The organism is Agrobacterium leguminum (assembly GCF_005144435.2).
In the GTDB taxonomy this organism is placed as follows: Bacteria; Pseudomonadota; Alphaproteobacteria; order Rhizobiales; family Rhizobiaceae; genus Agrobacterium; species Agrobacterium leguminum.
In genome coordinates, this window is the sequence record NZ_CP120211.1 from 1751746 (window position 1) to 1774224 (window position 22479).

The following is a 22479-nucleotide window of genomic DNA, read 5'->3' on the forward strand; positions in this document are numbered from 1 at the left end:
GCTTTTTCCATAGCCCGCGTCATGCCGTTGCAATAAAGGAGTTGCAATGGGGAAGTGGAACTGGCGAGGACAGCTTTGCATATATTACCGAAAAGCCAGCGCAGGCTCGCCGTTTTCCTGATCAATATGGACAGCGCCACCAAACGCCTCGCGGATATGACCGCGCGCCTCGACGCCATGGGGCTCAAGGCGGAGCGTGTCCCCGGCGTCAATGGCAGGGAACTGAATTACCCCATCCCGGAATTCAGCGAGATTTCCTACATGCTCATGCATGGCCGCCGCACCTCGCCGCCGGAAATCGGCTGCTATCTCAGCCATGTCGCCTGCGCCAATAAATTCATGGCGGGCGATGCAGATATCGCGCTCATCCTTGAGGATGACGTGGTCTTCGACGATGATTTTCTCAACGCCATCGACGAGGCGGTGCTGAATGGCGGCGACTGGGATTTGCTGCGGCTCACGACCGTCAGCAATGGCCGTAAATTCCCGTTCCGCCCGCTTTCCAACGGTCGCTCGCTCGCCATTGCCATCACGCGGGAAAAAGGGTCGGGCGCCTATCTCGTCAACCGTCGCGCCGGAAAATGGATATCGAAGCTGATCCCCATGCGGCTCGCTTATGACATCGCATTCGATCTCGAATATCTCGCGGGGCTGAAGGCGGCCTTCCTCTACCCGCTCTGCGCCACGCAGGATGCGGATGGGGAAAGCCAGATCCAAAACAATCTGCGCATCTACCGCCTGCCGCGCTGGCGCTATTTCACCGTTCTGCCCTATCGCGCCTATCTGGAAACCAGCCGGTTCCTGCTGCGCGGCATTCGCTTCGCCGTCGCCAGGGCGAGCGTTGCGATGGAGCGCGGCAAGGGCAAGACCGCCCAGGCCGGTCATTGATCGATCCGTCTTACACTTCGCCGGGCGTGAAGCCGACGAGATAGACCGCCGCGACCACGGCTGCGAGAATGAAAATAGAAATGACGAAAATCGTCATCCGGTTCAATGGTTTGCGCGTCGTTTTCTTCATGGTGGAATAATGCGTGGCCGCATCGCTTGTTCCGCAACGCACAGGATAATGTCGTCTAAAACCGTGAGCCGCCGCAATTCGATTCCGCTTCAGGCACATATGGGCTAAAGCTCGTCTCCATCTTCAGCTTTGCCGGCCCACCATGACAGACACGACGCATCCACGCCTCAACCCGCTGCATCTTGCCGCCGCCTTCGCCAGCGGCTGCCTTTTGACATTGATGGTGCATTTCAACGGTCAGCTTGCCCATTACGGCAATGCGCTGTTTTCCTCCTGGACGGCGCATGGCACCGGCACGGTGGCAGCGCTGATCTATCTCGCCATCATGCGTCCGAAGAAAGACGCGGGCGCGGCAGAAAAACCGAAAGCGCCGCTCTGGGCCTATTGCGGCGGGGTCGTGGGTGCGGCCATCGTCATCCTCACCTCCACCGCCGTCAATTCGCCGCTGGCGCTTTCCGGCACCATTGCGCTCGGGCTTGGCGGACAGGTGATCTTCAGCCTCCTGGCGGATCTTTTCGGCCTCTTCGGCCTGCCCAAAAGAAAGCCGGACCTGCGGGACATGGCGGCGGTGGCGCTCATTCTCTGCGGCAGCGCACTCATCATCCTTGTCGGGAGAACGGCATGATCGTCTGGATCGCCATGGCCTTTACCGGCGGCGTCTTCGTGGCGCTGAGCCGCCAGATCAACGGCCGCCTCAGCCTGTCCAACTCGCCGCTCATCGCATCGTTCTGGAACCACATTGTCGGTTTTGCCGTGCTGACGGTCATCGGCCTCATCGTCGGCGGCCTCATTCCGCCGGGCGCGGCCGATGCGCCCTGGCTTGCCTTTATCGGCGGGCCGATCGGCGTCGTCTTCATCGCTTCGGGAAGCTGGCTCATTCCGCGTATCGGTGCGGTCAATACCGCCCTTCTGGTCATCAGCGGCCAGATGGTTTCAGGCGTGGTTCTCGATCTTTTCGGCGATCATCCGCCGAAACTATGGGCAAGCGCACTCGGCATCCTGCTCATCTTCGCCGGCATGGTGCTGACACAGCGGCGCGGTCGCTAGAACATTTCCAGTAAACGTGCGAAGCGGTTTTGCATCAGGAAAATGCGGAAAGCTCAGGAATCGCTGCCGCGCGAAAACATGCCGAGCAGGGTCTTGCCGCCGATTTTACCGCCGCTGCTCGCAAGTGTCGGCCGGTTGCCGTTCAACTTCGGCACTACGACCATGCGCTTCACTTCGCCGCGCTTGAAGGCCGCAAGGAAGCGCGGGTAATCCCGGAACACCACGCAGCCATTCGATTCGCCGCGTTTCGCCAGCATGTAGGTATGCGCCAGAAGACCGTCGCGACCATGCGGGTTGACGCCGTTTTCCGGCGTCAGGCGAATGGCCTCGACGCCATGGAACCGCGCCTCGCGCATCGTCAGACGATAGCTGGAAGGCGGCGTCGAACCGCGCATTCTCACATGCACGTAATCGGGGTTGTCGCGCATCTTGCCGATGCCGGAATGCGCTTCTAGCTTCTCGCCATTCGGCATGTGCACCACGCCGGAGGAAATATCGTAGATCGCCGTGCCATTGCCGCGATCCGGCCACGGAACCGCATCCATCTTGCTCGGCTCACGCATCGGATTGTCAGGCTTTGCAAAGGCGAGCATGGCGCCGGTGCTCTGCTTCGGCGGCGCAGGGGCGCGAAGGGGAACCGGCGCATCGAAAGCCGGCGCCGAAGCGACGGCCGGAACATGTTCCTCGGTCTTGGACGATGTCGCGGGACGCGGTGACGGCTCGACCGTCTGAGCCGTCGCCACCTCGGGACGGAAGCTCGGCAGCGGCACATCATCGGGCAGCAGGCTGCTTGCCTCTTCCTCGATCTGCGGCCGCGCCAGCGCCACTTCAAATGCCGGGTGCTGCGGAACGGCGCTCTGATAGGCAACCTCGGAGGTGCGACCCAGGGCCGAATCGACGATCGCCGACGGCTTGAGCGCGGCAAGCTGCTTCACGGTCGCCGGCCCTTTTGCGTTGGCAGCCGCGCCGAAGCGCTCGCCGAATTCCTTTGCACCGATCTCGGGCATGATGCCAGCGAGGCGAACCGCCTTCTGCTGGCCATGGCTGTGGTCGCTCAGGCGGGAAAACTTGCGCACGTGAATATCCCGCGCAGCCGCGTGGGCAATTGCCGTCTCCGTGGAAGCAAATCGCGTCACCAGCGTCTTTTCAAACTGCCCGACACCATGCGAAGCGGCGGCCATGCTGTGCAGCGAGGCAAAGGCGGCGAAGGCGAAAAGGCCGGCAAAGGCGCCGCCGCCAAGGAGGGCGGACATTCGGCCGAACGCGAAGGATTTGCCTCTCTTGACGGAAGACGAACCGGCAAGACCGGCGCCATTATAGGCCGCAGCAGAAAACGCCATGATACTCGTTACTCGAACCGTTCACGCACACCCGGCCGACGCCGGAGGGATTTTGGGACATCCGAAGGGCGGGCAAACACCACGCCGGTTTCGGAACTGACTGGTTCGAAGCATGACGAATTATGGTAACCAAAGTGTTTACGAGTCCCTGCAAAAATAATTCGTTAAGGTCTGCGCATTGTAAGGCGAAGGCAAAACAATGACTTGCGCGGGTACTGCGTGCATCCGCACTGCATTGTCCGGGGAAATACCCCTCAAAGGGTCGTCATCGGCCTAAAAAAATTCCGCCGCCGCATTGTCAGGTAAATTCCGACTTGGCCGGAAATTTGCTGCAATTGCGGCAGGACTGCGACAGGGCAAGCCCCCCTGCCCAAAACATCCGTGCCTGCCGGATAGGTCGAAAGGGGCTTGATCCGTTAAAGCCGGCTTGGCATCCTGCCCTAAAAAGGGGAGGCACATCATGAAGGCGCTGCTGCTCATCGATATCCAGAACGGGTTTTGCCCGGGCGGCAATCTGGCCGTTGCCGATGGCGACAGGGTCGTGCCCATCGCCAATGCCCTGATCGACAATGGCGGCTACGATCTCATCGTCGCCTCGCAGGACTGGCACCCGGAAAATCACGGCAGCTTCGCCTCCCAGCATCCCGGCAAGAGACCCTTCGACATGGGCGAACTCTCCGGCAAACCGCAGATGATGTGGCCGGACCATTGCGTGCAGGGCACGCCGGATGCGGAATTCCATCCCGACCTCAAGACGGAAGCCTTCGATTATATTCAGCAGAAGGGCGAAAACCCCGCCGTCGACAGCTATTCCGCCTTTCGCGACAATGATCAGGGGGCGACGACGGGACTGGCCGATTATCTGAGCCGTCAGGGTGTCACGCAACTCGACGTCTGCGGCCTTGCCACCGATTATTGCGTCAGTTTTTCAGTGCTCGATGCCCTCGACATGCTGCCCGGTGTGAATGTCCGTTTCATCGAAGATGCCAGCCGCGGCATCGACCCGCAGGGCATCAAGGCCGCGATTTCGACGATGCGGGAAAAAGGGGCGGCCATTCTCAAAAGCCGCGACATATTGCGGGACTAGTTTAGCGCGGCTTCGGCTTCTCCAGCACGTCGATATCGCCTGCTGCATCCTCAAGGCGTCTCAGGATCGCGGCATGTGCATCCCGGAGCCCCTCATTATAAAAAACGTGCCCCAGCTCCTCGGCCAGAAAATCCACGAAGATTTCCGCCTGCAGATGGCCGATTTCGGCTTCGGTCTCCCGGGCAAGATAGTCCCGGATACGTGCGGCCAAGGCGGCCTTTTCCTGCTTTTCCAGCATCGATCTTCCATCGTCTGACTGTTGAGGGGTACGGGAGGAAGGCGGTGAAACCGTCCGTCCGGCATCGGCCATATGGGGCGTTACCGTAACGGAAGCTTCAAGGGAATCAATCGATCCATTCATGCAATTCGTTTGCCAGCCGGGCGGGACGGCGATAGAGCGGCGGGCAAGGAGTTTCCAGAAATGTTCAATGCAGATTTTCGCGAGGGATTGAAGAGCGGTTTCCCGATCGCCCTCTCCGCCGCCCCATTCGGTGCGCTGTTCGGCGCGGTCGCAGTCGATAACGGGCTCAGCGTCACCGAAGCCACGATCATGAGCGGCACCGTCTATGCGGGCGCGAGCCAGCTCGTGGGTATCGAATTGTTCGGCCAGAAGGTTGCCCCCTGGCTGATCGTTCTATCCGTCTTCGCCGTCAATTTCCGCCATATCCTCTATTCGGCCGCCATTGCCCGGATGATCTCGAACTGGTCTTTCCTGCAGAAAGCCGCGGGCTTCTTCGTACTGGTCGATCCGCAATTCGCCGAATCGGTCAGGAAATACGAAAATACCGGCACGGTCGGCTTTTCCTGGTACATGGGCTTTGCAGCGCCGGTCTATGTGCTGTGGCTGGCCATGACCATTCTCGGCGCATCGCTCGGCAATATGGTCGGCGATCCCAAAGCCATCGGTCTCGATGTGCTGCTGCCGATCTATTTCATGGGCATGGTCTTGAGCTTCCGCCAGCGGGAGAATTTCTACCCGGTGATGCTGGCAAGCGCGGTTGGTGCAACGGTTGCCTATCACATCGTCGGCTCGCCGTGGCATGTCAGCCTCGGCGCCGTCGCCGGAATTCTCGTCGCGGTCCTTTATCCGCCGAAACCGAATGGCACGGCGAATTCTGAAAGCGGGGTGGAAACGCCATGAGCGACATGCTGCACACCGATACGCTGATCCTGATCGCGCTCGCCGCCATCGCCACCTATCTCACCCGCATCGGCGGTTATGTGCTGATGACGCGGATGAAATCCATCCCGCCGCGCATGGAGGCGGGACTGAACGCGGTTCCCGTGGCGGTTTTGACCACGCTCGTCGCACCTGCCTTTTTCGAAGGCGGATACGAGGTGAAGATCGGCATGGTGGCAGCGCTTCTGGTCTGCCTGCGCTTTCCCGGCCTGACGATGCTCGCCATCGGCTGGGCCATCGTCATCGCCATCAGGCATTTCGGGCTGCTTTAAGCGACCCGCCCCAATGGCTTCGTCGCGGCAACGAGCCACGCCTTAACCTCCTCGTCGGTGATCAAGGGAGAAAGCTTCTCCAGAACCCCGGCGTGATAGGCGTTCAGCCAGCCCAGTTCTTCATCGGTCAGGAGAGCGGCGACGACCAGCCTGCGGTCGATGGGGCACCAGGTCAGCGTTTCGAAGGAGAACATCGGCTGGTCGCCGCCGGCGACCTCCTCCGCCTCGCATACATAGATGAGGTTCTCGATGCGGATGCCGAAAGCGCCGGGCCGGTAATAACCCGGCTCGTTTGACAGGATCATGCCGGGCAGAAGCTCCTGCGTCGAAAGCCGCGAAATGCGCTGCGGCCCCTCATGCACCGAAAGATAGGAGCCAACGCCGTGGCCAGTGCCATGGGCGTAATCCGCTCCCGCCTTCCAGAGCGCGATGCGCGCCAGCGGATCGAGATCGCAACCGCGCGTTCCCTTCGGAAACCGTGCGGTGCTGATGCCGATCATGCCCTTCAGCACCAGCGTGAAGAAACGCTTCTGCTCTTCCGGAACGGCACCGATTGCGACGGTACGGGTGATATCCGTGGTGCCGTTGACATATTGCGCGCCGGAATCGACGAGGAACATCTCCCCCGCCGCAAGTGTGCGGTCGGTATCGGTGGTGACGCGGTAATGGATGATGGCGGCATGTTCGCCGGCGCCTGAAATCGTATCGAAAGACACGTCCTTGAGCGGGTTTTGCAGCCCCTGCCCCACCTTAACCCGAGCGGCCTCCAGCGCCTTGACGGCGGCGATTTCGGTGACGCTGCCCGGTTGCTGGCGGTCCAGCCAGCAGAGGTATTCGACCATGGCCGCGCCATCCTGCACATGGGCGGCTGCCGAGCCGGCCAGCTCCGCCTTGTTCTTGCGCGCACGCGGCAGGCGGACAGGATCGGCCTCCTCTATCAGCGAGCCGCCCGCCGCGGTGATTGCGCCGGTCAGCGCCACCGGAGTCAAATCCGCATCCACCATGACGCGGCCCTTGGCGCTGGCGATGGCATGCAGACGGTCAGCGATCTTCGACGGCGGCAATTGTGTCGCGAGCTGCGCCAGATAGGCCTCGGTCTCGATGCCGGTCTTGCGCTTGTCGAGAAAAATATCCGCCCTGCCGTCGGCATAGATGATGGCGCGGGCGAGCGGATGCGGCGTATGCGGCACGTCGTTGCCGCGAACATTGAAAATCCAGGCGATGGACGACGGATCGGTAACCAGCAGGGCATCCGCGCCCTTTGCCGAGACCGTCTCCGCCAGCGAGGCGATCTTTTCCTTCGCCAGCCTGCCGGTAAAGGCCTCCGGCTGGATAACGACGGGCTCCAGCGGCTCGGAGGGGCGATCCTGCCACAGGGCGTCGAGCGGGTTCTTTTCCAGGAGAACGACCGAACCGCCCTTGCCGGCAAGCACCTTTTCCAGCCGCTTCAACTCCGCGCCGGTGTGCAGCCATGGATCGATGCCGAGCCGGAAACCCTGTGGAGCATGTTCAGCCAGCCAGACGGAGGGCGGCGCGCCAACCAGATCGCCGCCGCTGAAGATCGATTGATCGACCTGCGACTTGAGCTGCGTCGTATAACGGCCATCGACAAAAACCACCGCCTCCGTGCGCGTCACCAGCGCAATGCCGGCGGAACCGGTAAAGCCGGTCAGCCAGGACAGGCGCTCGGCGCATTCCGGCACATATTCCCCCTGATATTCATCGGCGCGCGGCACCAGAAAACCGTCGATACCAATGGCATCGAAACCGGCGCGCAGCGCCTCGACGCGGGCCTTGCCAAATTGCGGCGCGGATTTGTTTTCGAAGGTCTGGAACATGGGCGTCTTTCGGGAACTGTCATGAGAAAAGCTGCAAGGTTGCGCCGTCAAATCATTGGCGCGCAACGACAATGCCACGCGGACAAAGCCGGTTTCAAGCCATATATGACAGAGCGGATTGCGGCGATAAATTGTGCATATTTTGCGAAATAAGTAATACTCAAGGCAAAGTGGCATGCATTAAATGCATATCTACCCTGAGATATCCCCTCTAACTAAACAAAAACACATCGCTTATCTTGAGATCAACACAGCGAGAGAGACACTCTCCTGGCAAACAAGGATTTGAAGCAATGGCAAAATCTTTCCTCCGCACCGCCTTCGATCGCGTCGTTGAAGCACGCGAGCGTCAGGTCAGCCGCCATGTCAACGCCGCCCTTCTGAACCTCGACGACAAGTCGCTCGAAGCGCTCGGCATGAACCGCGCCGATCTGCGTCGCAAGGCAAAGTCCAGCTACGTATTCTGATGACGTCCGGCGCGGCGATCCTCCCTCCACCGCGCCGAACAGGAATACGTCAACCCGCTTGAGCAAGCTCCTCCCATGCTCGCGGGTTTCCAGGCGGCGCGAAAGCGCCGCCTTTTCTTTTGCCCGAAAGGGATGTTGCCGCTGGTTAGTCCCTGCGCAGATGCAGCGTGACCCAGCCGTTGCGCCAGATGGTGCGGACATGGGAAAGCCGGGCGCCATTATAGGCGGAAAGCACCTTCCAGCGCTGCGACGCCAGAATGCCGGACAGGATGACGGTGCCGCCGGGCGCCAGATGCGTGACCAGCTGCGGCGCCATCTTGATGAGCGGCCGGGCCAGAATATTGGCTATGATGAGATCGAACGGGCCGTGCTTGCGGAAGGCATCCGAGTGGAAGCCCGGCGCGGTCTCCAGCGCCATCCCGGAGACGATGCCGTTCAGCCGCACATTCTCCTTCGCCACCTTGACGGCGATAGGGTCGATATCCGTCGCCAGCACGGGAATGGGACGCATCTTGCGCACGGCAATCGCCAGAACGCCGCTACCGGTGCCGAGATCGAGCGCATTGCGCACGGTCCGCGCCCGCAGAACCTCCTCGATCATCTCAAGGCAGCCGGCCGTCGTGCCGTGATGGCCGGTGCCGAAAGCCTGTCCCGCCTCGATTTCGATTGCCAGATCGTTCGCCCGTACCTTGTCGCGATCATGGGCGCCATGCACGATGAAACGCCCTGCCCTGACCGGCTTCAGCCCCTCGAGCGACTTGGCGATCCAGTCGACATCCGGAACGGTCTCCTTCTCGATGACGAGATCGGGAAAGGCGGGAGCAAGCAGGGCGCTGACACGCTCGCGGAACTCTTCCTCCTGCTCGGCCATCAGATAGACCGAGGCTTCCCAGATATCGCGCTTCTCATCCACCTCGGTCGTGGCAATCGCGACATCCTCCTCGCCGAAATAGTCCGACATGAGATCGAGGATTTCACCCGCCTGGATTTCGGTCGTGGTGACGTAAAGTCGGATTTCGCTCACGGCGGGCTGCTTTCTCTGGATGAGGTTATTGTTCTTGCCTTTGCCACAAAACCTCGGCCAGTCCAATAAGCCCGGCGCAATTATGCCGCCTCTATCAGCCCTTCAGAAGATTCTGGAGCTTCTGCTCGGCGACTTCGGGGTTTTCGCCATAAGCAATGGTGCCGGAAAAACGGCCATTGGCGTCGAGCAGAATGACGGACGCCGTGTGATCCATGGTGTAATCGCCATTCGGATCCTTCTCATCCACCGGCACCTTCTTGGCATAGATGCGGTAACCCTTCAGCGTCTCGGCGATCTTGTCCGCCGGACCGGTGATGCCGGTGATGCGCTTCGAGACGTTCGAGACATATTGCTGCATGATTTCAGGCGTATCGCGCTCGGGATCGACGGAGACGAAATAGGCCTGCAGCTTGTCGCCGGCCGGGTCCACCTTCTCCATCCAGCCGTTCAGCTCGAAAAGGGTTGTCGGGCAAACTTCCGGGCAATGGGTGAAACCGAAGAACAGCGCTGTCGGCTTGCCCTGAAACGCCTTTTCGGTGATCGGCTGGCCGTTTTGCGCCGTGAGTTGGAAGGGCACGCCATAGGCCGTCTCCACCATTTCATTACGCGTCTTCGTCATTTCGATCGTCAACCAGCTGACAACGCCGGCGAGAACGAGCACGACGGCCCACAATACGATGCGAATATTTCTCATTGTCCAATCCTACCCCGAAAGCCGGCGGCATATCGCAGGCCCTGGCAGACAGATAACGAAAGGCGACGGGGACGGCAAATCAACTGGGCGTATTTGCGGGAACCGCGCTGATTTGTCACAAATCCGCAGCCGGAAAACGCGTCACAGGCACCAGGCGATGCCGCTCTGTACCGTGGACAGGAAAATATCCGTGCCGTGCCGCACCCAGCCGTCAAAGGCAAGAAGCACGATGGCAAGCAAGGCCACAGCGGCAAGACTAGCCAGAATAAACTTCAGCGGATGGGAAACGAGCGTGTTCATATGCCCATCATAACCTGTTTGCGTGAGCGCGAAAACCGCCAAAATACTGGGTTTTGCCGGCGGGGCAGCAGCAATTGTTAGGGAAAGTTTAAAATCTTGCTGTGCATTATGACCATAGCGGTTTTTAAGCCTCGACATGATGTCTCCCGGTCCATTCTCCGGCCACCGCATAAAGCTCAATCCTGCGCGGGCCTGTTAGAGAGCCATCAGAGGAAACCTGCCGTCATGTCCAACGCCATCAAGCAATCCGGCGCATATCTCGAAATCGTTTCCTTCCATCTGGGCGATCAGGAATTCTGCATCGACATCATGGCGATCCGCGAAATCCGCGGCTGGGCGCCGGTTACCCCGATGCCACACACCCCGCCTTATGTTCTCGGCCTCATCAACCTGCGCGGCGCCGTCATCCCCGTTATCGACATGGCCGGCCGCCTCGGCATGAAGATGACCGAGCCCTCCGAACGCTCCGCCATCATCGTCACCGATATCGGCGGCAAACTGGTCGGCCTCCTGGTGGAACAGGTCTCCGACATGATGACCATCCGCTCCGAAGACCTGCAGCCCGCGCCCGATATCATTCCGGAAGAGCAGCGCAGCTTCTGCCGCGGCATCGTGGCGCTGGAAAAGAGCATGGTCTGCTTCCTCAACCTCGACACAGTGATTGCGGACGAGCTGGCACGCGAAGCGGCCTGATTAAGCCGGCTCCTGCCTCTTGATAGGATTTGGAGCGCCTAGCGCCAGCGCCGTCGAAGCGGCGCGGGTTGCATAGTCTGGCAGTCCCGTTTCAGAAGTACTCCGTCACCCCGGACCTGATCCGGGGTCCAGCGCGATCAAGTCTTTGATCGCGAAAGACTCTTTCACGGCGCAGACGCGCCGTGGCTGGATGCCGGATCAAGTCCGGCATGACGGACAGGGTCGGACAAAATCTCACGGCTTGCCCTTTTGCCATGTGACCTGCTGGTTATAGAGCGGCACCGTGGAAATCGCCATCTTGGCCGAACCGTCGGTCAGCTCCCGCGCATGCACCAGATAGATCAGCGTATCGTTCGCCCTGTCATAGACGCGGCTGACGACGAGCTTCTTCCAGACCAGCGACATGCCCTGCCGGAACACCTCTTCCCCGCCCTTCGACAGATCGATATCGCCGATCTCCACCGGCCCCGTCTGGCTGCAGGAAATGGCGTTGTTGGAAGGGTCTTCGAACCAGTTGCCGTTTTTCAGCCGGTCGATGACGCCGCGCTCGAAATAGGTCACATGGCAGGTCACGCCCTTGATCTTCGGATCGGCGATCGCCTCGATGACGATGTCATTGCCGATCCAGTCGACGCCGACCTCGCCGACCACCTGCGAATGCGCCGCTGTCACCGGAAGCAATGCCAGAAAGCCCGCAAACAAACCCGACAGAGTTTTCATCGTCATCGCATCTTCTCCGTTACGCTGCTTCAAACATAAGTGCGCGGAACGGTTACGCAACCCGGGAGACGGCGCGTTTTTTCATGCTGCAGGGCTGGTAACCGGTGGAGGTGAGACGCCCCGCGACCATGCCGATCTTTTCCGGCAGCTCGCGGATATGGGCGACGCGCAAGGCTTTGGCCGCTGCAATCGAAGCGGCCGCGCAGACGACGGCATCTTCGGCGGCATTGTGATGCACGAAACGCAGCTGCAGGTGATGAGCGATGACATTCAGCTTGTGCGACGCCAGATTGGGCCAGACATGCCGGGCGATCTTGACGCTGCACAGATAGGAAAGATCGGGATAGGACTGCCGGTATTTATCGAAAGACGCCCGCATGACGCTGAAATCGAAGGCGGCATTATGGGCGATCATGGTGGCGCCGTGGAAGTCGTCGATGAACTCCTCCATCACCTCCGGAAATTCCGGCGCATCTTCGACATCGGCCGGGCGGATGCCATGCACCGCGATGTTGAAGGGCGAAAACCGCATGTCCTTCGGCCGGATCAGCCGTTCCTCGACGCGAACGATCTCGCCGCCCTCTATCCACGCAAGTCCGACGGAGCAGGCGCTGCCCCGTTCCTCATTGGCGGTCTCGAAATCGATGGCGATGGTTTTCAAGAGTGATTCCCGTTGTTTCATTCCGGCATAAACCGGATTGACCTCAAAGAGAACCGGCCTCGGCAGAACCCGCTTCCGAAAGCATCCAGTCGATGAGCGTCACCAGATCGGGATTGTCCAGCATACGCCGCGGATAGACGAGGAAATAGGCGAGCGTACTGGCCATGTCCTTGCCGAAGGGCGCTATCAACGCGCCTTCCGCAAGCTCGCGGGAGACCAGCGAACGCCGGGTCAGCGCAATGCCGTGCCCGGCCTTGGCCGCATCCAGCGCGCCGTTGCTGTCGATGAAGACGGTGCCGCCGGAGGCATCCACGTCCGATGCTCCCGCCGCCTCCAGCCAGCGCCGCCATTCATTGCGGTTTTCATCGTGCAGAAGCGGAATGGATTTCAGGTCCCCCGCCTCCTGAAGCGGCCCATATTTCTCCAGAAGTTGCGGCGAGCAAACCGGCAGAGTGCCGTCATCGATGAAGCGGATGCTCTCCAGCCCTTCATAACGACCGAACCCGTGCCGTACCGCCAGATCGACATCGTCCCTCGAAAAATCCACCAGCCGGTTCGTCACGCTGATGCGGACATCCACCTGCGGATGTTGCTGCTGGAAGGCAGGCAATCGCGGCATCAGCCATTGCACGGCGAAAGTCGGCGTGCAGCTCAGCGTCAGAACCGTAATCTCGGAGCGCGCCGTCAGTTCCGCCGTCGCCTCCCGCATCATCCGGAAGGCGGTGCGAAGCGCGCCGTAATAGCGCTCCCCTTCGCGCGTCAACTGGATGCTGCGCGGCTTGCGGAAAAACAATTGCACACCAAGACGCGCCTCCAGTTCCCGGATTTGCAGGCTGACGGCACCGGGCGTGACATTCAACTCATTGGAAGCAAGCGTGACGCTGCGATACCGCGCTGCGGCCTCAAAGGCCTGCAACCCTTTCAGAGAAGGAAGTTCGGCTGCCATGGTTTAGCTGATCTCAATTATCGAACGAGAAACAATCGTTTGAAAGCATCATAAAACAGGGAGTAAATAGACGCAACAAGACCTGAAACGCAGTGAAAACCACCCATCTCTAGCTTGAGCAAAACTCAACCGATATCGGGTGGATGGCGGCGAGCCCGCCTGCGATCATGTCGATGCTCATGCTTTGGGAGATGACGATGGCGATACAGAAACAGATGGATGCCGGCGAATGGGCGATGCTTGTCGCGCTTTCGCTTCTCTGGGGCGGATCGTTCTTTTTCATCGGTGTCGCCGTCAAGGAACTTCCCCCCGTCACCATCGTCACCCTGCGCGTCAGCCTAGCGGCAATCGCGCTTCTGATCGTCTGCCGCATCATGGGCCTTCGCCTGCCGCGTGAATGGGCGGTGTGGCGCGCCTTTTTCGGCATGGGTCTGCTCAACAACATCATCCCCTTCTGCCTGATCGTCTGGGGTCAGACCCATATTGCCAGCGGACTAGCCTCAATCCTCAATGCCACCACGCCTCTCTTCACCGTCATCGTCGCCCATTTTCTGACCGCCGACGAGAAGATGACCGGCAACAAGCTCACCGGCGTGTTGATCGGCTTTGCCGGCGTGGCGACCATGATCGGCCCGGCCGCCTTCACCGGCTCATCCGGTCTCTGGGGCCAGATCGCCATTCTCGGCGCGGCCATCTCCTATTCCTTCGCGGGCATATTCGGCCGCCGTTTCAAGGCCATGGGCGTGCCGCCGCTGATGACCGCCACCGGCCAGATTTCGTCTTCGACATTGATGCTCATCCCGGCCGCCCTTCTCATCGATAAACCATGGACGCTCGCCATGCCGGGCCTCGGCACCTGGGGCGCACTTATCGGCATCGCCCTCTTGTCGACAGCGCTCGCCTATCTGATCTTCTTCCGCATCCTCGCCAGCGCCGGCGCCACCAACCTCGCCCTCGTCACCTTCCTCATTCCCGTCAGCGCCATCCTGCTCGGTTCGCTGCTTCTCGGCGAGCAGCTGGAGATGAAGCACTTCGCCGGCATGGCAATGATCGCCGCCGGTCTTGCGGCGATCGACGGCAGGCTGCTTTCCAGATGGCGTCAGCCCCGCGCGAGGCCGCAGTGACGGCAGGAGAGCTGAGGCCGCTCCGACAAAAGGTGGCCCCACGTTCCTCGTCCTGAAATTTCCGGGACTGAACGTAGCCTTGCCGTCTTGACGCTGAGCGACGCCTCTGGCCTTATGCCCGCCATGATCGGTTTTGCTATCCATATGCACCTCACCGCAACCATTCGCCCCGCAGGGCGTGTGGCGGTATCGGCGCGTTAGTCAGTCGGTCAATCCGTCCACCACCCTGCCGCATATTGGCAGGGTGCGGTGTTTCCGCTCTGCCTCGGCTGAAAAACGAAGGAGAGCAGACATGCCGGATTTCGATATTTCCCCGCCACTCGACCCCGACGCGCACTGGCCCGAAGGCCTGTGCATTCGCGCACGCACGCCGGCAGATGCGCCGGGGATAACAGCACTGCACAATATGGCCGGATATCGCTACGGGACGCTGCGCTGGCCGCATCACACTCCGGAAGATATTCGCAAGGGGATCGAAACCCAGCCGGCCAACAGCTTTGCGCTGATCGCCATCCTCGACGGCAAGATCGTTGGCGATATCGGCCTGACGCGCCACAGCAACCGCCGGGCGCATGCGGGCAGCATCGGCATGGGAGTCCATGACGCCTATAAGGGACGCGGGATCGGCAGCGCCATGATCGGCGAAATCCTCGCCATAGCCGATCGCTGGCTGGACCTGAAACGGATCGAACTGACCGTTTTCACGGACAATGAACCGGCGCTGGCGCTTTATCGCAAATTCGGCTTCGAGGTCGAGGGACACCTCAAATCCTTCGCCTTCCGCGACGGCGAGTATATCGATGCCTATTGCATGGCGCGTCTGCGATAGCGGTTCAGACGGCTGCGGAGTGATCCGCAAACACTTCCCGAATGGTCCGGCGCGACCATTCGGCCATTTTGTCGTTACGTCCACGCTCCGCATCCAGCACGATCAATGCCTTCCACAGCGCCCAGCCGCGCCCGCGCTGCCATGTCCCCTCATCCAGCTCCAGCGCCCGGCGAAAAACGGCGCGGCTTTCCGCATCGAGCACATTCCACGCGAGGATGAGATCGGAAGACGGATCGCCGACGCCGGAACTGCCGAAATCGATGACGGCTGAAAGCCGGCCGTCCTTCACCAGCAGATTGCCCTCGGCAATGTCTCCATGCACCCACACCCCCTGCTTCCGCCAGTGGCTCGAAAGTGCAAGCTGCCATATTTCCATGGCCAGCGCCTGATCCACCTCATCCGCAAGCCGCGCCGCCGAAGCCTTCGCCTCCCCGTCATAGACCGAAAGCGAGCCACCGCGATGGAAGTTATGTGCGCCTGCGGGTGGGCCATCCGCAGCATCCACCCCGTGCAATGCCCTTAAAAACGCGGCGACATCGATGGCGATGGTTGAGAGATCAACGCGATCCAGATACCGGGCGAGCGGTTCGCCCTCAAGCCAGCGATAGACGGACCAGCGGAACGGATAGCCCTCTCCCGGCTGCCCGAGCGCCAATGGCGCAGGAATCGGAAAAGGCAGGAGCGGCGCAAGCGCCGGCAACCACCGATGCTCCTTCTCCACCTGCGCAACATACCGGGCGGCACTTGGCATGCGAATCAGCATCTCATCGCCAAGACGGAAGCTGCGATTGTCCCACCCGCTCAGTTCCACCGGCCGGATATTTAACGCCGCCCATTGCGGAAACTGGCTGTCAACCAGCGCCCGGACCTGCTCTGTGCTGACGACAATGCGGTCATCCATGCTGTGCTCTCCGTGTCCGGTGCAAAGCTCTAGCGGCAGAGAACAACATTGCCATGACGGTGTATCAGCCGCCGATCAGGGCCAGCCACTCGTCCTCGTCCATAGTCTGCACACCCAGTTCCGTCGCCTTGGCAAGCTTGGAACCCGCCCCCGGCCCTGCCACCAGAATATCGGTCTTTTTGGAAACCGAGCCGGCCACTTTCGCGCCGAGGCTTTCGGCGCGCGCCTTCGCCTCGTCACGGGTAAATTTCTCCAGCGAGCCGGTAAACACCACCGTCTTGCCCGCCACCGGACTGCCATCGGTCGAGGGCTTTTCGGCTTCCTTCGGGCGAAGCTCCCGTATCAGTCGGTCGATGACATCGAGATTGCGCGGCTCCTTGTAGAATTCGATGATGGCGCGGGCCACCACCTCGCCGATGCCGTCGATGCTGTTGAGTTCGGCCCAGGCATCGCTCGCCGGATCGGCTGCCGCCTTCATGCTCTCTTCGAAATGGTCGTAAGTGCCATAGGAGCGCGCCAGAAGCTTCGCCGTGGTCTCACCCACATGGCGGATGCCGAGCGCGAAGATCAGGCGGTGCAGATCGATTTCACGGCGGGCATCGATGGCGTCGAACAGCTTTCTGACGCTGACCTTGCCGAAGCCGTCGATATTCTCAAGCTTGGTCAGATGCGAGGCTTCCTGCCGCGCCTTCAGGGTGAAAATCTCAGGCGCAGTCTTGATCGAGAGCGCCGGATCGTCGCTTTCGAAGAAGAAGTCTATCTGCTTGGTGCCAAGCCCTTCGATATCGAAAGCATTGCGCGAGACGAAATGTTTGAGATGTTCAACCGCCTGCGCGCGGCAAACGAACCCGCCCGTGCAGCGCGTGACCGAATCGAGCTTACCGGTCTTCTCATTACGCTCCCGCACCGCATGGCTGCCGCAGACCGGACATTTTTCCGGGAATGCATATTTCACCGCCTCGGTCGGGCGCTTTTCCAGAAGCACGTCCAGCACTTGCGGAATGACATCGCCGGCGCGCTGCACGATCACCGTATCGCCGATGCGGATATCGTGGTCCTCCGGGCGGATACGCTCGCCGCTATTGCCGATGCCTTCGATATAATCGGCATTGTGCAGCGTCGCATTGGTGACGACGACACCGCCAACAGTGATCGGGGTGAGACGCGCCACCGGCGTCAGGGCACCGGTGCGGCCCACCTGGATTTCGATATTCTCAACGGTGGTAAAGGCCTGCTCGGCCGGAAATTTATGGGCGGTGGCCCAGCGCGGGCTGCGCGAGCGGAAACCAAGCCGCTCCTGAAGATCGAGCCGGTCGACCTTATAGACCACGCCATCGATATCATAATCGAGATCGGGCCGTGCGACGCCTATTTCATTATAATGCTCAAGCAATTGCTCGGCGGAGGTGAATCGCTTCATCAGCGGATTGACCGGAAATCCCCACTCCCGGAATTTCTCCACGATGCCATATTGCGTATCGGCAATCCGCGCCGGCTGGCCGCTATTCGAAACCTCGCCCAACGCATAGGCGAAGAACCGCAGCTTGCGTTTCGCCGTCACATTAGCGTCGAGCTGGCGCAGGGAACCGGATGCCGTGTTGCGCGGGTTCACATAGGTCTGCTTGCCTTCGGCCTCCATCTGGGCATTGAGCGCCAGAAAGTCGCTCTTGGCCATATAGACCTCGCCGCGCACCTCCACCACATCGGGCGCATCGGCGGGCAGCTCGTCCGGGATTTCCTTGATGGTCCTGATATTGGCGGTGACATTCTCGCCCGTCGTGCCGTCTCCACGCGTCGCCGCCGTCTTCAGCCTGCGGTTCTCATAGCGGATCGACATGGAAAGCCCGTCGATCTTCGGCTCGGCGGTGAAGGCGATGGAATCGTCCGGCAGATGCCCGAGGAAGCGATAGACGGAACTGACGAAATCCCGCAGATCCTCTTCCGAAAACGTGTTGTCGAGCGACAGCATCGGCCGCGCATGCACGATGGGCGCAAAGGTCGGAAGCGGCGCGAAGCCGACTTTTCTCGACGGGCTGTCGGCCCGCACCAGCGCCGGGAAAGCCGCTTCGATCGCATCGTTGCGACGCTTCAGCGCGTCATAGTCCGCATCCGAAATCTCCGGCGCATCCTTGCCATGGTAAAGCGCATCATGGCGCGCAAGCTCGGCCGCCAGAAACGCAAGCTCGGAAGAGGCTTCAAGCTCGGTGAGGTTTTCGACGGATTTCTGGTCTTTCGACATGACGGCCTCTTTTCGGAATTACCGAACGCTTTTAGCCGAAATAACAAACATTAAAAACAGTTTTGCCACTGGACTCACAAGCCGAATCCGCTCGCCCAACGCAGCGGGCAGCCGTCAGTCCTTGGCCGCCAGCAGGCGAGCCGCCGCAGCCCTCGCCTCGTCCGTCACCGACGCACCGGCGAGCATGCGGGCAATCTCTTCGGTGCGGTGTTTCGGCTCCATGGTGGCTACGCGCGTGGCGATTCGCTCGCTGCCGTCGCCAGACGGGCCCTTGGAAATGAGTAGATGGGTCGCCGCCCGTGCCGCCACCTGCGGCGCATGGGTAACGGACAGGACCTGCACGGTTTTGGACAGGCGGCGCAGCCGCTGGCCGATGGCATCCGCCACCGCACCGCCGACACCCGTATCGATTTCATCGAACACCAGCGTCGGTGCTGAGCCGCGATCCGCCAGCGCCACTTTCAGCGCCAGCAGGAAGCGGGACAATTCACCACCAGAGGCCACCTTCATGATCGGTCCCGGCCGTGTGCCCGGATTGGTCTGGACGTGGAATTCCACCGTGTCGATGCCGTCGGCCGTCGCCTGTTCGGGATCGGAGGTTACCTCGACGGTAAACCGCGCCCGCTCCAGCTTCAGCGCCGGCAGTTCTGCCATCACCGCATTGGAAAGCGCATCCGCCGCGTGACGGCGCTTGTCGGAAAGCGATTGCGCGGCACGGTCGAAATCGGCCTTCACCACGCCGAGATTGGCCTCGAGCTTGCCGAGCTTTTCTTCGCCGGCATCGAGATCGGCGAGATCGGCCACCATTTTTTCGGCGAGAGCCGGCAGATCGGGCACGGCAACATTATATTTGCGCCCGGCAGCACGCAGCGCAAACAGCCGCTCCTCCACCCGCTCCAGCTCACGCGGATCGAATTCGGTGCGGCGCAGCGCCGCCTCCACTTCCATCTGCGCATTGGAAAGGCTGTCGAGCGCGGCATCCAGCAATTGCACTGTGTCTTCCAGCAAGCCCGGCGCTTCATGGCTCTTGCGCTCCAGACGCCGCATCATCGAGGCGATGACAGGCACGGGCGAGGCATTGCCGTTCAGAAACTCGCTTGCCTCGGCGATATCGCCGGCAATGCGTTCGGATTTCTGCATCACCGCCCGGCGTTCGGCCAGCTCGTCCTCTTCACCGTCGCGCGGCGAGAGCGTTTCCAGCTCTTCGACGGAGGAGCGAAGGTAATCCGCCTCGCGCGCTGCCGCCTCCACCTTGGCGCGATGCGTCTTCAGCGCACGCTCGGCATCCTTCCAGGTGCGATAGAGGCCCTGAACGGCACGAGCCTCATCGCTCAGACCGGCAAAGGCATCCAGCAGCGTCCGATGTGCATCGGTATCGACAAGCGCGCGATCATCATGCTGACCATGGATTTCGACCAGCAACTGCCCGAGCTGGCGCATCATCTGCACGCTGATGGCCTGATCGTTGATATAGGCCTTGGTGCGACCGTCAGAGGATTGCACCCGGCGGAAAATCAGGTCGCCATCGTCGTCGAGACCGTTTTCACGCAGGAGAAGCCGTGTCGGGTGATTGTTCGGGACCTCGAAGGTGGCGGTGACCTGCCCCTTCTCTTCCCCGTGGCGCACAAGGCCGCCATCGCCACGGCCGCCAAGCGCGAGCGAGAGACTATCGAGAAGAATGGATTTGCCCGCACCCGTCTCGCCCGTCAACACGGAAAGGCCCGCCTCGAAACCGAGGTCGAGCCTTTCGATGAGAACGATATCGCGAATCGAGAGCTGGACCAGCATGGCCTATGCCCCGTCTCAGGCGCCGATGAGCTTCTTGCCGGCGCGCGAAATCCAGGACCCCTTGTTTTCCCGCGGCTCCAGCCCGCTGCCCTTCAGCAGCTTGTAGGAATCCGAATACCATTGGCTGTCAGGATAGTTGTTGCCGAGAACGGCGGCCGCGGTCTGCGCTTCGTCCACCAGGCCCATTGCGTAATAGGCTTCCGTCAGACGCGCCAGCGCTTCCTCGATCTGGTTGGTGTTCTGGTACTGCTCGACGACGATGCGGAAACGCGAAACGGCGGCGAGGTATTCCTTGCGCTCAAGATAATAACGGCCGACCTGCATTTCGCGGCCGGCGAGCTGGTCGCGGGCGAAACGGATCTTGGCCTGCGCATCGGCGACATATTCCGAATCGGGATAGTCGTTGACGACCTTGTTCATCGCCTCGACGGTGCGCTGTGCGGCGCGCTGGTCCTGCGTGACGTCGGAAATCTGCTTGGAATAGGCAAGACCGATCATGTACTGAACGTAAGCGGCATCCTTGGAACGCGGATATTGGCGCAGGAACCGGCTGCCGTTGGTAATGGCCACATCGTTCTTGTTGGTGCGCGTGGCAATGAAGGTCTGCATCACCAGCGCCTTCTGGCCCCATTCGGTGAACGGGTACTGCTTGTCGATCGCCTCGAACTTGCGTGAGGCTTCCGTCATGTTACCGGCGTTCATGTTGGCAAGCCCCTGCTTGTACAGAACATCCGGCGGATCAGTCTCGACGCCGAGCTTGGTGATGTCGATATCCGGATCGGACTGGCAGGCCGTGACGGCGACACTCGCGCCGACCAACATCAACGAGACGGCGATCCCCCGCATCGTACCCTTCATTGCACCAGACCCTACATGCTTCATTCGACAGTTCCCACTTCCCGCGCAAATACATAAGCATCGGCTTTGCACTGGCGTTCTAGCCATAAAAGCATCCGCAGGGCAACGCAATGATGACGCATTAACGCATTTTTATGGCATCGACCCGTGCAATCGCATGAATATCAGGCGATATTACGCAACTTCTTGTTCGCATCGCGAAAAAGCCGCCCCAAAGGGAGCGGCTTTTTCTGTCAATTGATAGCCTGCGAAGGAATTCACGCAGACCAGGGTGCGAATTCCGGCATGTTGACCGCAACGAATTCGCGGGCGCGCACCATCTGGTTGCGGGCGGCCGGCGCCTCGACGATCTCATAGGCGGTGCGGTCGCTCAAAAGCGCCTTCAGCGCATTCGCATTGACCTTGTGGCCGCCGCGATAGGAGCGGTAGCAGCCGATGAACTGCGCGCCGGCAAGCGCCAGGTCGCCCACGGCGTCCAGCGTCTTGTGACGAACGAATTCGTCCTTGGCGTAACGCAGGCCTTCCATGTTGATGACGCTGTTGTCGTCGGAGATGACGACCGAGTTCTCAAGCGAGGAGCCGAGCGCATAACCGGCGGCCCACAGGCGCTCCACATCACGCATGAAGCCGAAGGTGCGGGCGCGCGACAGTTCGCTTTTGAAGCTCTCCGCCGTCAGGTCGCCCTTCCAGGACTGTTTGCCGATCAGCGGCGTGTCGAAATCGATGTCGACCTCGAAGCGCGTACCGTCATAGGGACGGAACTCCGCCCAGGACGCGCCCGAATCGATACGCACCGGCTTGATGACGCGAATATAGCGGCGCTTCACGCCGAGGCTCTTGATACCGACCGATTCGATCGCCTCAATGAAGGGAGCGGAGCTGCCGTCCATGATCGGCGCTTCAGGACCGTCGACTTCAACGATGAGGTTATCGAGGCCCATGGCGTAGATGGCAGCCATGACGTGCTCGATCGTCGCCACCGACTGGGAAAGCGAACGGCCGAGCACGGTGCACAGGTCGGTATTGCCGACATTGGCCGAAACCGCCTTCAACTCGGTAACGCTGCCATTGTCATGAAGGCGGTGGAAGACGATGCCCGTTCCGGCTTCTGCGGGCTGGAAGGTCATCGAAACCGGATTGCCGGAATGCACGCCAATGCCTTTGAGCTGAACAGCATTTGCGATAGTTGTCTGAAATCCGAGCAGTCCGATAGTCATGCGAATATGCCTTGTTTTGCAAACCGCGCCGCTTGAGCGCCGTTCAAGTTTTCGAGCCGGTTTGGCAACCGGCCAAGTCCGTGTTTTCCTTTACCCAGCCTCATACATACGCACATGTAGGTGCCACGACAAATCACTGTTCGTTTCGGATTGTTACACGCGTAAACCTTTGAAAACGCGAATTAATTTAGTGTTAATAACGCAAAATAAACAAAACGCCCGGATCGTGAAACCCG

Annotated in this window: 24 protein-coding genes; 10 read left to right on the forward strand and 14 right to left on the reverse strand. The window is 60.6% G+C overall.

Features of this window, described 5'->3' with window-relative positions; all coding sequences use genetic code 11:
- The first annotated feature begins 75 nt into the window (after positions 1-75).
- The 3 genes from CFBP4996_RS08650 to CFBP4996_RS08660 all read left to right on the forward strand — a co-directional run bounded on the left by CFBP4996_RS08650 (position 76) and on the right by CFBP4996_RS08660 (position 2065).
- Positions 76-888, forward strand: coding sequence for a glycosyltransferase family 25 protein (locus CFBP4996_RS08650; protein ID WP_080851428.1), 813 nt, complete (start codon positions 76-78; stop codon positions 886-888).
- A 272-nt stretch (positions 889-1160) separates the two neighbouring features.
- Positions 1161-1643, forward strand: coding sequence for a DMT family transporter (locus tag CFBP4996_RS08655; protein ID WP_059756695.1), 483 nt, complete (start codon positions 1161-1163; stop codon positions 1641-1643).
- Complete coding sequence (locus CFBP4996_RS08660) at positions 1640-2065, forward strand: DMT family transporter (RefSeq protein ID WP_020812062.1); 426 nt, start codon at positions 1640-1642, stop codon at positions 2063-2065. The genes CFBP4996_RS08655 and CFBP4996_RS08660 overlap by 4 nt, the downstream gene beginning before the upstream one ends.
- A gap of 53 nt (positions 2066-2118) precedes the next feature.
- Here the strand turns inward: CFBP4996_RS08660 and CFBP4996_RS08665 are convergent, their stop codons facing one another.
- The gene (locus tag CFBP4996_RS08665) at positions 2119-3405 is read right to left on the reverse strand and encodes a DUF2778 domain-containing protein (protein WP_080851426.1); all 1287 of its coding nucleotides are present in this window, start codon (positions 3403-3405) and stop codon (positions 2119-2121) included.
- A 460-nt stretch (positions 3406-3865) separates the two neighbouring features.
- Between CFBP4996_RS08665 and pncA the strand changes: the two genes are divergently transcribed.
- Positions 3866-4492, forward strand: a complete 627-nt coding sequence (pncA, locus tag CFBP4996_RS08670; RefSeq protein WP_080851424.1) for a bifunctional nicotinamidase/pyrazinamidase — start codon at positions 3866-3868, stop codon at positions 4490-4492.
- Position 4493: 1 nt separating this feature from the next.
- Here the strand turns inward: pncA and CFBP4996_RS08675 are convergent, their stop codons facing one another.
- The gene (locus tag CFBP4996_RS08675) at positions 4494-4730 is read right to left on the reverse strand and encodes a DUF2164 domain-containing protein (protein WP_003522348.1); all 237 of its coding nucleotides are present in this window, start codon (positions 4728-4730) and stop codon (positions 4494-4496) included.
- 183 nt (positions 4731-4913) lie between these two features.
- On the opposite strand from CFBP4996_RS08675, the gene CFBP4996_RS08680 reads away from it, so the two are divergent.
- Positions 4914-5633 carry an AzlC family ABC transporter permease gene (locus CFBP4996_RS08680; RefSeq protein WP_080816508.1) on the forward strand — a complete coding sequence of 240 codons (720 nt, stop codon included), beginning with the start codon at positions 4914-4916 and terminating at the stop codon, positions 5631-5633.
- Positions 5630-5944, forward strand: a complete 315-nt coding sequence (locus CFBP4996_RS08685) for an AzlD family protein (protein WP_020812065.1) — start codon at positions 5630-5632, stop codon at positions 5942-5944. The genes CFBP4996_RS08680 and CFBP4996_RS08685 overlap by 4 nt, the downstream gene beginning before the upstream one ends.
- Here CFBP4996_RS08685 and CFBP4996_RS08690 read toward each other — a convergent pair.
- Positions 5941-7782, reverse strand: coding sequence for an aminopeptidase P family protein (locus CFBP4996_RS08690; RefSeq protein ID WP_080851422.1), 1842 nt, complete (start codon positions 7780-7782; stop codon positions 5941-5943). The two genes, CFBP4996_RS08685 and CFBP4996_RS08690, sit on opposite strands and share 4 nt — an antisense overlap.
- A gap of 293 nt (positions 7783-8075) precedes the next feature.
- Between CFBP4996_RS08690 and CFBP4996_RS08695 the strand changes: the two genes are divergently transcribed.
- Positions 8076-8249 carry a hypothetical protein gene (locus tag CFBP4996_RS08695; protein WP_003522343.1) on the forward strand — a complete coding sequence of 58 codons (174 nt, stop codon included), beginning with the start codon at positions 8076-8078 and terminating at the stop codon, positions 8247-8249.
- 145 nt (positions 8250-8394) lie between these two features.
- Here CFBP4996_RS08695 and CFBP4996_RS08700 read toward each other — a convergent pair whose 3' ends face one another.
- The 3 genes from CFBP4996_RS08700 to CFBP4996_RS08710 all read right to left on the reverse strand — a co-directional run bounded on the left by CFBP4996_RS08700 (position 8395) and on the right by CFBP4996_RS08710 (position 10405).
- A complete protein-coding gene (locus tag CFBP4996_RS08700) occupies positions 8395-9273 on the reverse strand; it encodes a 50S ribosomal protein L11 methyltransferase (protein ID WP_080853126.1) in 879 nt (292 codons plus the stop codon).
- A gap of 94 nt (positions 9274-9367) precedes the next feature.
- Positions 9368-9967 (reverse strand): cytochrome oxidase assembly protein Sco, encoded by a 600-nt coding sequence (gene sco / locus CFBP4996_RS08705; RefSeq protein WP_003522341.1) that lies wholly within the window; start codon positions 9965-9967, stop codon positions 9368-9370.
- Between the two features lie 141 nt (positions 9968-10108).
- Positions 10109-10405 carry a hypothetical protein gene (locus CFBP4996_RS08710; protein WP_233283541.1) on the reverse strand — a complete coding sequence of 99 codons (297 nt, stop codon included), beginning with the start codon at positions 10403-10405 and terminating at the stop codon, positions 10109-10111.
- A gap of 87 nt (positions 10406-10492) precedes the next feature.
- Here CFBP4996_RS08710 and CFBP4996_RS08715 point away from each other — a divergent pair, with 87 nt between their 5' ends.
- Entirely contained in the window at positions 10493-10960 is a 468-nt protein-coding gene (locus CFBP4996_RS08715) for a chemotaxis protein CheW (RefSeq protein WP_003522339.1), read from the forward strand.
- A gap of 234 nt (positions 10961-11194) precedes the next feature.
- On the opposite strand, the gene CFBP4996_RS08720 is transcribed toward CFBP4996_RS08715, so the two are convergent.
- From CFBP4996_RS08720 to gcvA, 3 genes are read right to left on the reverse strand one after another with little or no spacing between them, the layout of a single operon-like run.
- Positions 11195-11686, reverse strand: a complete 492-nt coding sequence (locus tag CFBP4996_RS08720) for a CreA family protein (RefSeq protein WP_020810267.1) — start codon at positions 11684-11686, stop codon at positions 11195-11197.
- A 46-nt stretch (positions 11687-11732) separates the two neighbouring features.
- Positions 11733-12341 (reverse strand): 3'-5' exonuclease, encoded by a 609-nt coding sequence (locus CFBP4996_RS08725; protein WP_035220530.1) that lies wholly within the window; start codon positions 12339-12341, stop codon positions 11733-11735.
- A gap of 43 nt (positions 12342-12384) precedes the next feature.
- A complete protein-coding gene (gene gcvA / locus CFBP4996_RS08730; protein WP_080851418.1) occupies positions 12385-13287 on the reverse strand; it encodes a transcriptional regulator GcvA in 903 nt (300 codons plus the stop codon).
- A 197-nt stretch (positions 13288-13484) separates the two neighbouring features.
- Between gcvA and CFBP4996_RS08735 the strand changes: the two genes are divergently transcribed.
- Together CFBP4996_RS08735 and CFBP4996_RS08740 are read left to right on the forward strand one after the other, a co-directional pair.
- Positions 13485-14411, forward strand: coding sequence for a DMT family transporter (locus CFBP4996_RS08735; RefSeq protein WP_162935843.1), 927 nt, complete (start codon positions 13485-13487; stop codon positions 14409-14411).
- A 292-nt stretch (positions 14412-14703) separates the two neighbouring features.
- Complete coding sequence (locus CFBP4996_RS08740) at positions 14704-15240, forward strand: GNAT family N-acetyltransferase (RefSeq protein WP_080851415.1); 537 nt, start codon at positions 14704-14706, stop codon at positions 15238-15240.
- 4 nt (positions 15241-15244) lie between these two features.
- Here the strand turns inward: CFBP4996_RS08740 and CFBP4996_RS08745 are convergent, their stop codons facing one another.
- The 5 genes from CFBP4996_RS08745 to lpxC form a co-directional block, all read right to left on the reverse strand.
- Positions 15245-16141 carry an aminoglycoside phosphotransferase family protein gene (locus tag CFBP4996_RS08745; protein WP_080851413.1) on the reverse strand — a complete coding sequence of 299 codons (897 nt, stop codon included), beginning with the start codon at positions 16139-16141 and terminating at the stop codon, positions 15245-15247.
- Positions 16142-16205: 64 nt separating this feature from the next.
- Positions 16206-18380: an NAD-dependent DNA ligase LigA gene (gene ligA / locus CFBP4996_RS08750; RefSeq protein WP_080851410.1), complete on the reverse strand. Its 2175-nt coding sequence runs from the start codon at positions 18378-18380 to the stop codon at positions 16206-16208.
- Between the two features lie 114 nt (positions 18381-18494).
- Positions 18495-20168 carry a DNA repair protein RecN gene (gene recN, locus CFBP4996_RS08755; RefSeq protein WP_080851408.1) on the reverse strand — a complete coding sequence of 558 codons (1674 nt, stop codon included), beginning with the start codon at positions 20166-20168 and terminating at the stop codon, positions 18495-18497.
- 15 nt (positions 20169-20183) lie between these two features.
- On the reverse strand, positions 20184-21050 hold the full coding sequence (locus CFBP4996_RS08760) for an outer membrane protein assembly factor BamD (protein ID WP_003522209.1): 867 nt from the start codon (positions 21048-21050) through the stop codon (positions 20184-20186).
- A 233-nt stretch (positions 21051-21283) separates the two neighbouring features.
- Positions 21284-22243, reverse strand: a complete 960-nt coding sequence (lpxC, locus tag CFBP4996_RS08765; RefSeq protein WP_080851406.1) for a UDP-3-O-acyl-N-acetylglucosamine deacetylase — start codon at positions 22241-22243, stop codon at positions 21284-21286.
- Between the last annotated feature and the right edge of the window lie 236 nt (positions 22244-22479).

Coding starts and splice junctions, on each gene's coding strand:
- CFBP4996_RS08655 (WP_059756695.1), top strand. CDS start 1,161: ATGACAGACACGACGCATCCACGCCTCAACCCGCTGCATCTTGCCGCC.
- CFBP4996_RS08660 (WP_020812062.1), top strand. CDS start 1,640: ATGATCGTCTGGATCGCCATGGCCTTTACCGGCGGCGTCTTCGTGGCG.
- CFBP4996_RS08665 (WP_080851426.1), bottom strand. CDS start 3,405: ATGGCGTTTTCTGCTGCGGCCTATAATGGCGCCGGTCTTGCCGGTTCG.
- pncA (WP_080851424.1), top strand. CDS start 3,866: ATGAAGGCGCTGCTGCTCATCGATATCCAGAACGGGTTTTGCCCGGGC.
- CFBP4996_RS08675 (WP_003522348.1), bottom strand. CDS start 4,730: ATGCTGGAAAAGCAGGAAAAGGCCGCCTTGGCCGCACGTATCCGGGAC.
- CFBP4996_RS08680 (WP_080816508.1), top strand. CDS start 4,914: ATGTTCAATGCAGATTTTCGCGAGGGATTGAAGAGCGGTTTCCCGATC.
- CFBP4996_RS08685 (WP_020812065.1), top strand. CDS start 5,630: ATGAGCGACATGCTGCACACCGATACGCTGATCCTGATCGCGCTCGCC.
- CFBP4996_RS08690 (WP_080851422.1), bottom strand. CDS start 7,782: ATGTTCCAGACCTTCGAAAACAAATCCGCGCCGCAATTTGGCAAGGCC.
- CFBP4996_RS08695 (WP_003522343.1), top strand. CDS start 8,076: ATGGCAAAATCTTTCCTCCGCACCGCCTTCGATCGCGTCGTTGAAGCA.
- sco (WP_003522341.1), bottom strand. CDS start 9,967: ATGAGAAATATTCGCATCGTATTGTGGGCCGTCGTGCTCGTTCTCGCC.
- CFBP4996_RS08710 (WP_233283541.1), bottom strand. CDS start 10,405: ATGTCGAGGCTTAAAAACCGCTATGGTCATAATGCACAGCAAGATTTT.
- CFBP4996_RS08715 (WP_003522339.1), top strand. CDS start 10,493: ATGTCCAACGCCATCAAGCAATCCGGCGCATATCTCGAAATCGTTTCC.
- CFBP4996_RS08720 (WP_020810267.1), bottom strand. CDS start 11,686: ATGACGATGAAAACTCTGTCGGGTTTGTTTGCGGGCTTTCTGGCATTG.
- gcvA (WP_080851418.1), bottom strand. CDS start 13,287: ATGGCAGCCGAACTTCCTTCTCTGAAAGGGTTGCAGGCCTTTGAGGCC.
- CFBP4996_RS08735 (WP_162935843.1), top strand. CDS start 13,485: ATGGCGATACAGAAACAGATGGATGCCGGCGAATGGGCGATGCTTGTC.
- CFBP4996_RS08740 (WP_080851415.1), top strand. CDS start 14,704: ATGCCGGATTTCGATATTTCCCCGCCACTCGACCCCGACGCGCACTGG.
- CFBP4996_RS08745 (WP_080851413.1), bottom strand. CDS start 16,141: ATGGATGACCGCATTGTCGTCAGCACAGAGCAGGTCCGGGCGCTGGTT.
- ligA (WP_080851410.1), bottom strand. CDS start 18,380: ATGTCGAAAGACCAGAAATCCGTCGAAAACCTCACCGAGCTTGAAGCC.
- recN (WP_080851408.1), bottom strand. CDS start 20,168: ATGCTGGTCCAGCTCTCGATTCGCGATATCGTTCTCATCGAAAGGCTC.
- CFBP4996_RS08760 (WP_003522209.1), bottom strand. CDS start 21,050: ATGAAGCATGTAGGGTCTGGTGCAATGAAGGGTACGATGCGGGGGATC.
- lpxC (WP_080851406.1), bottom strand. CDS start 22,243: ATGACTATCGGACTGCTCGGATTTCAGACAACTATCGCAAATGCTGTT.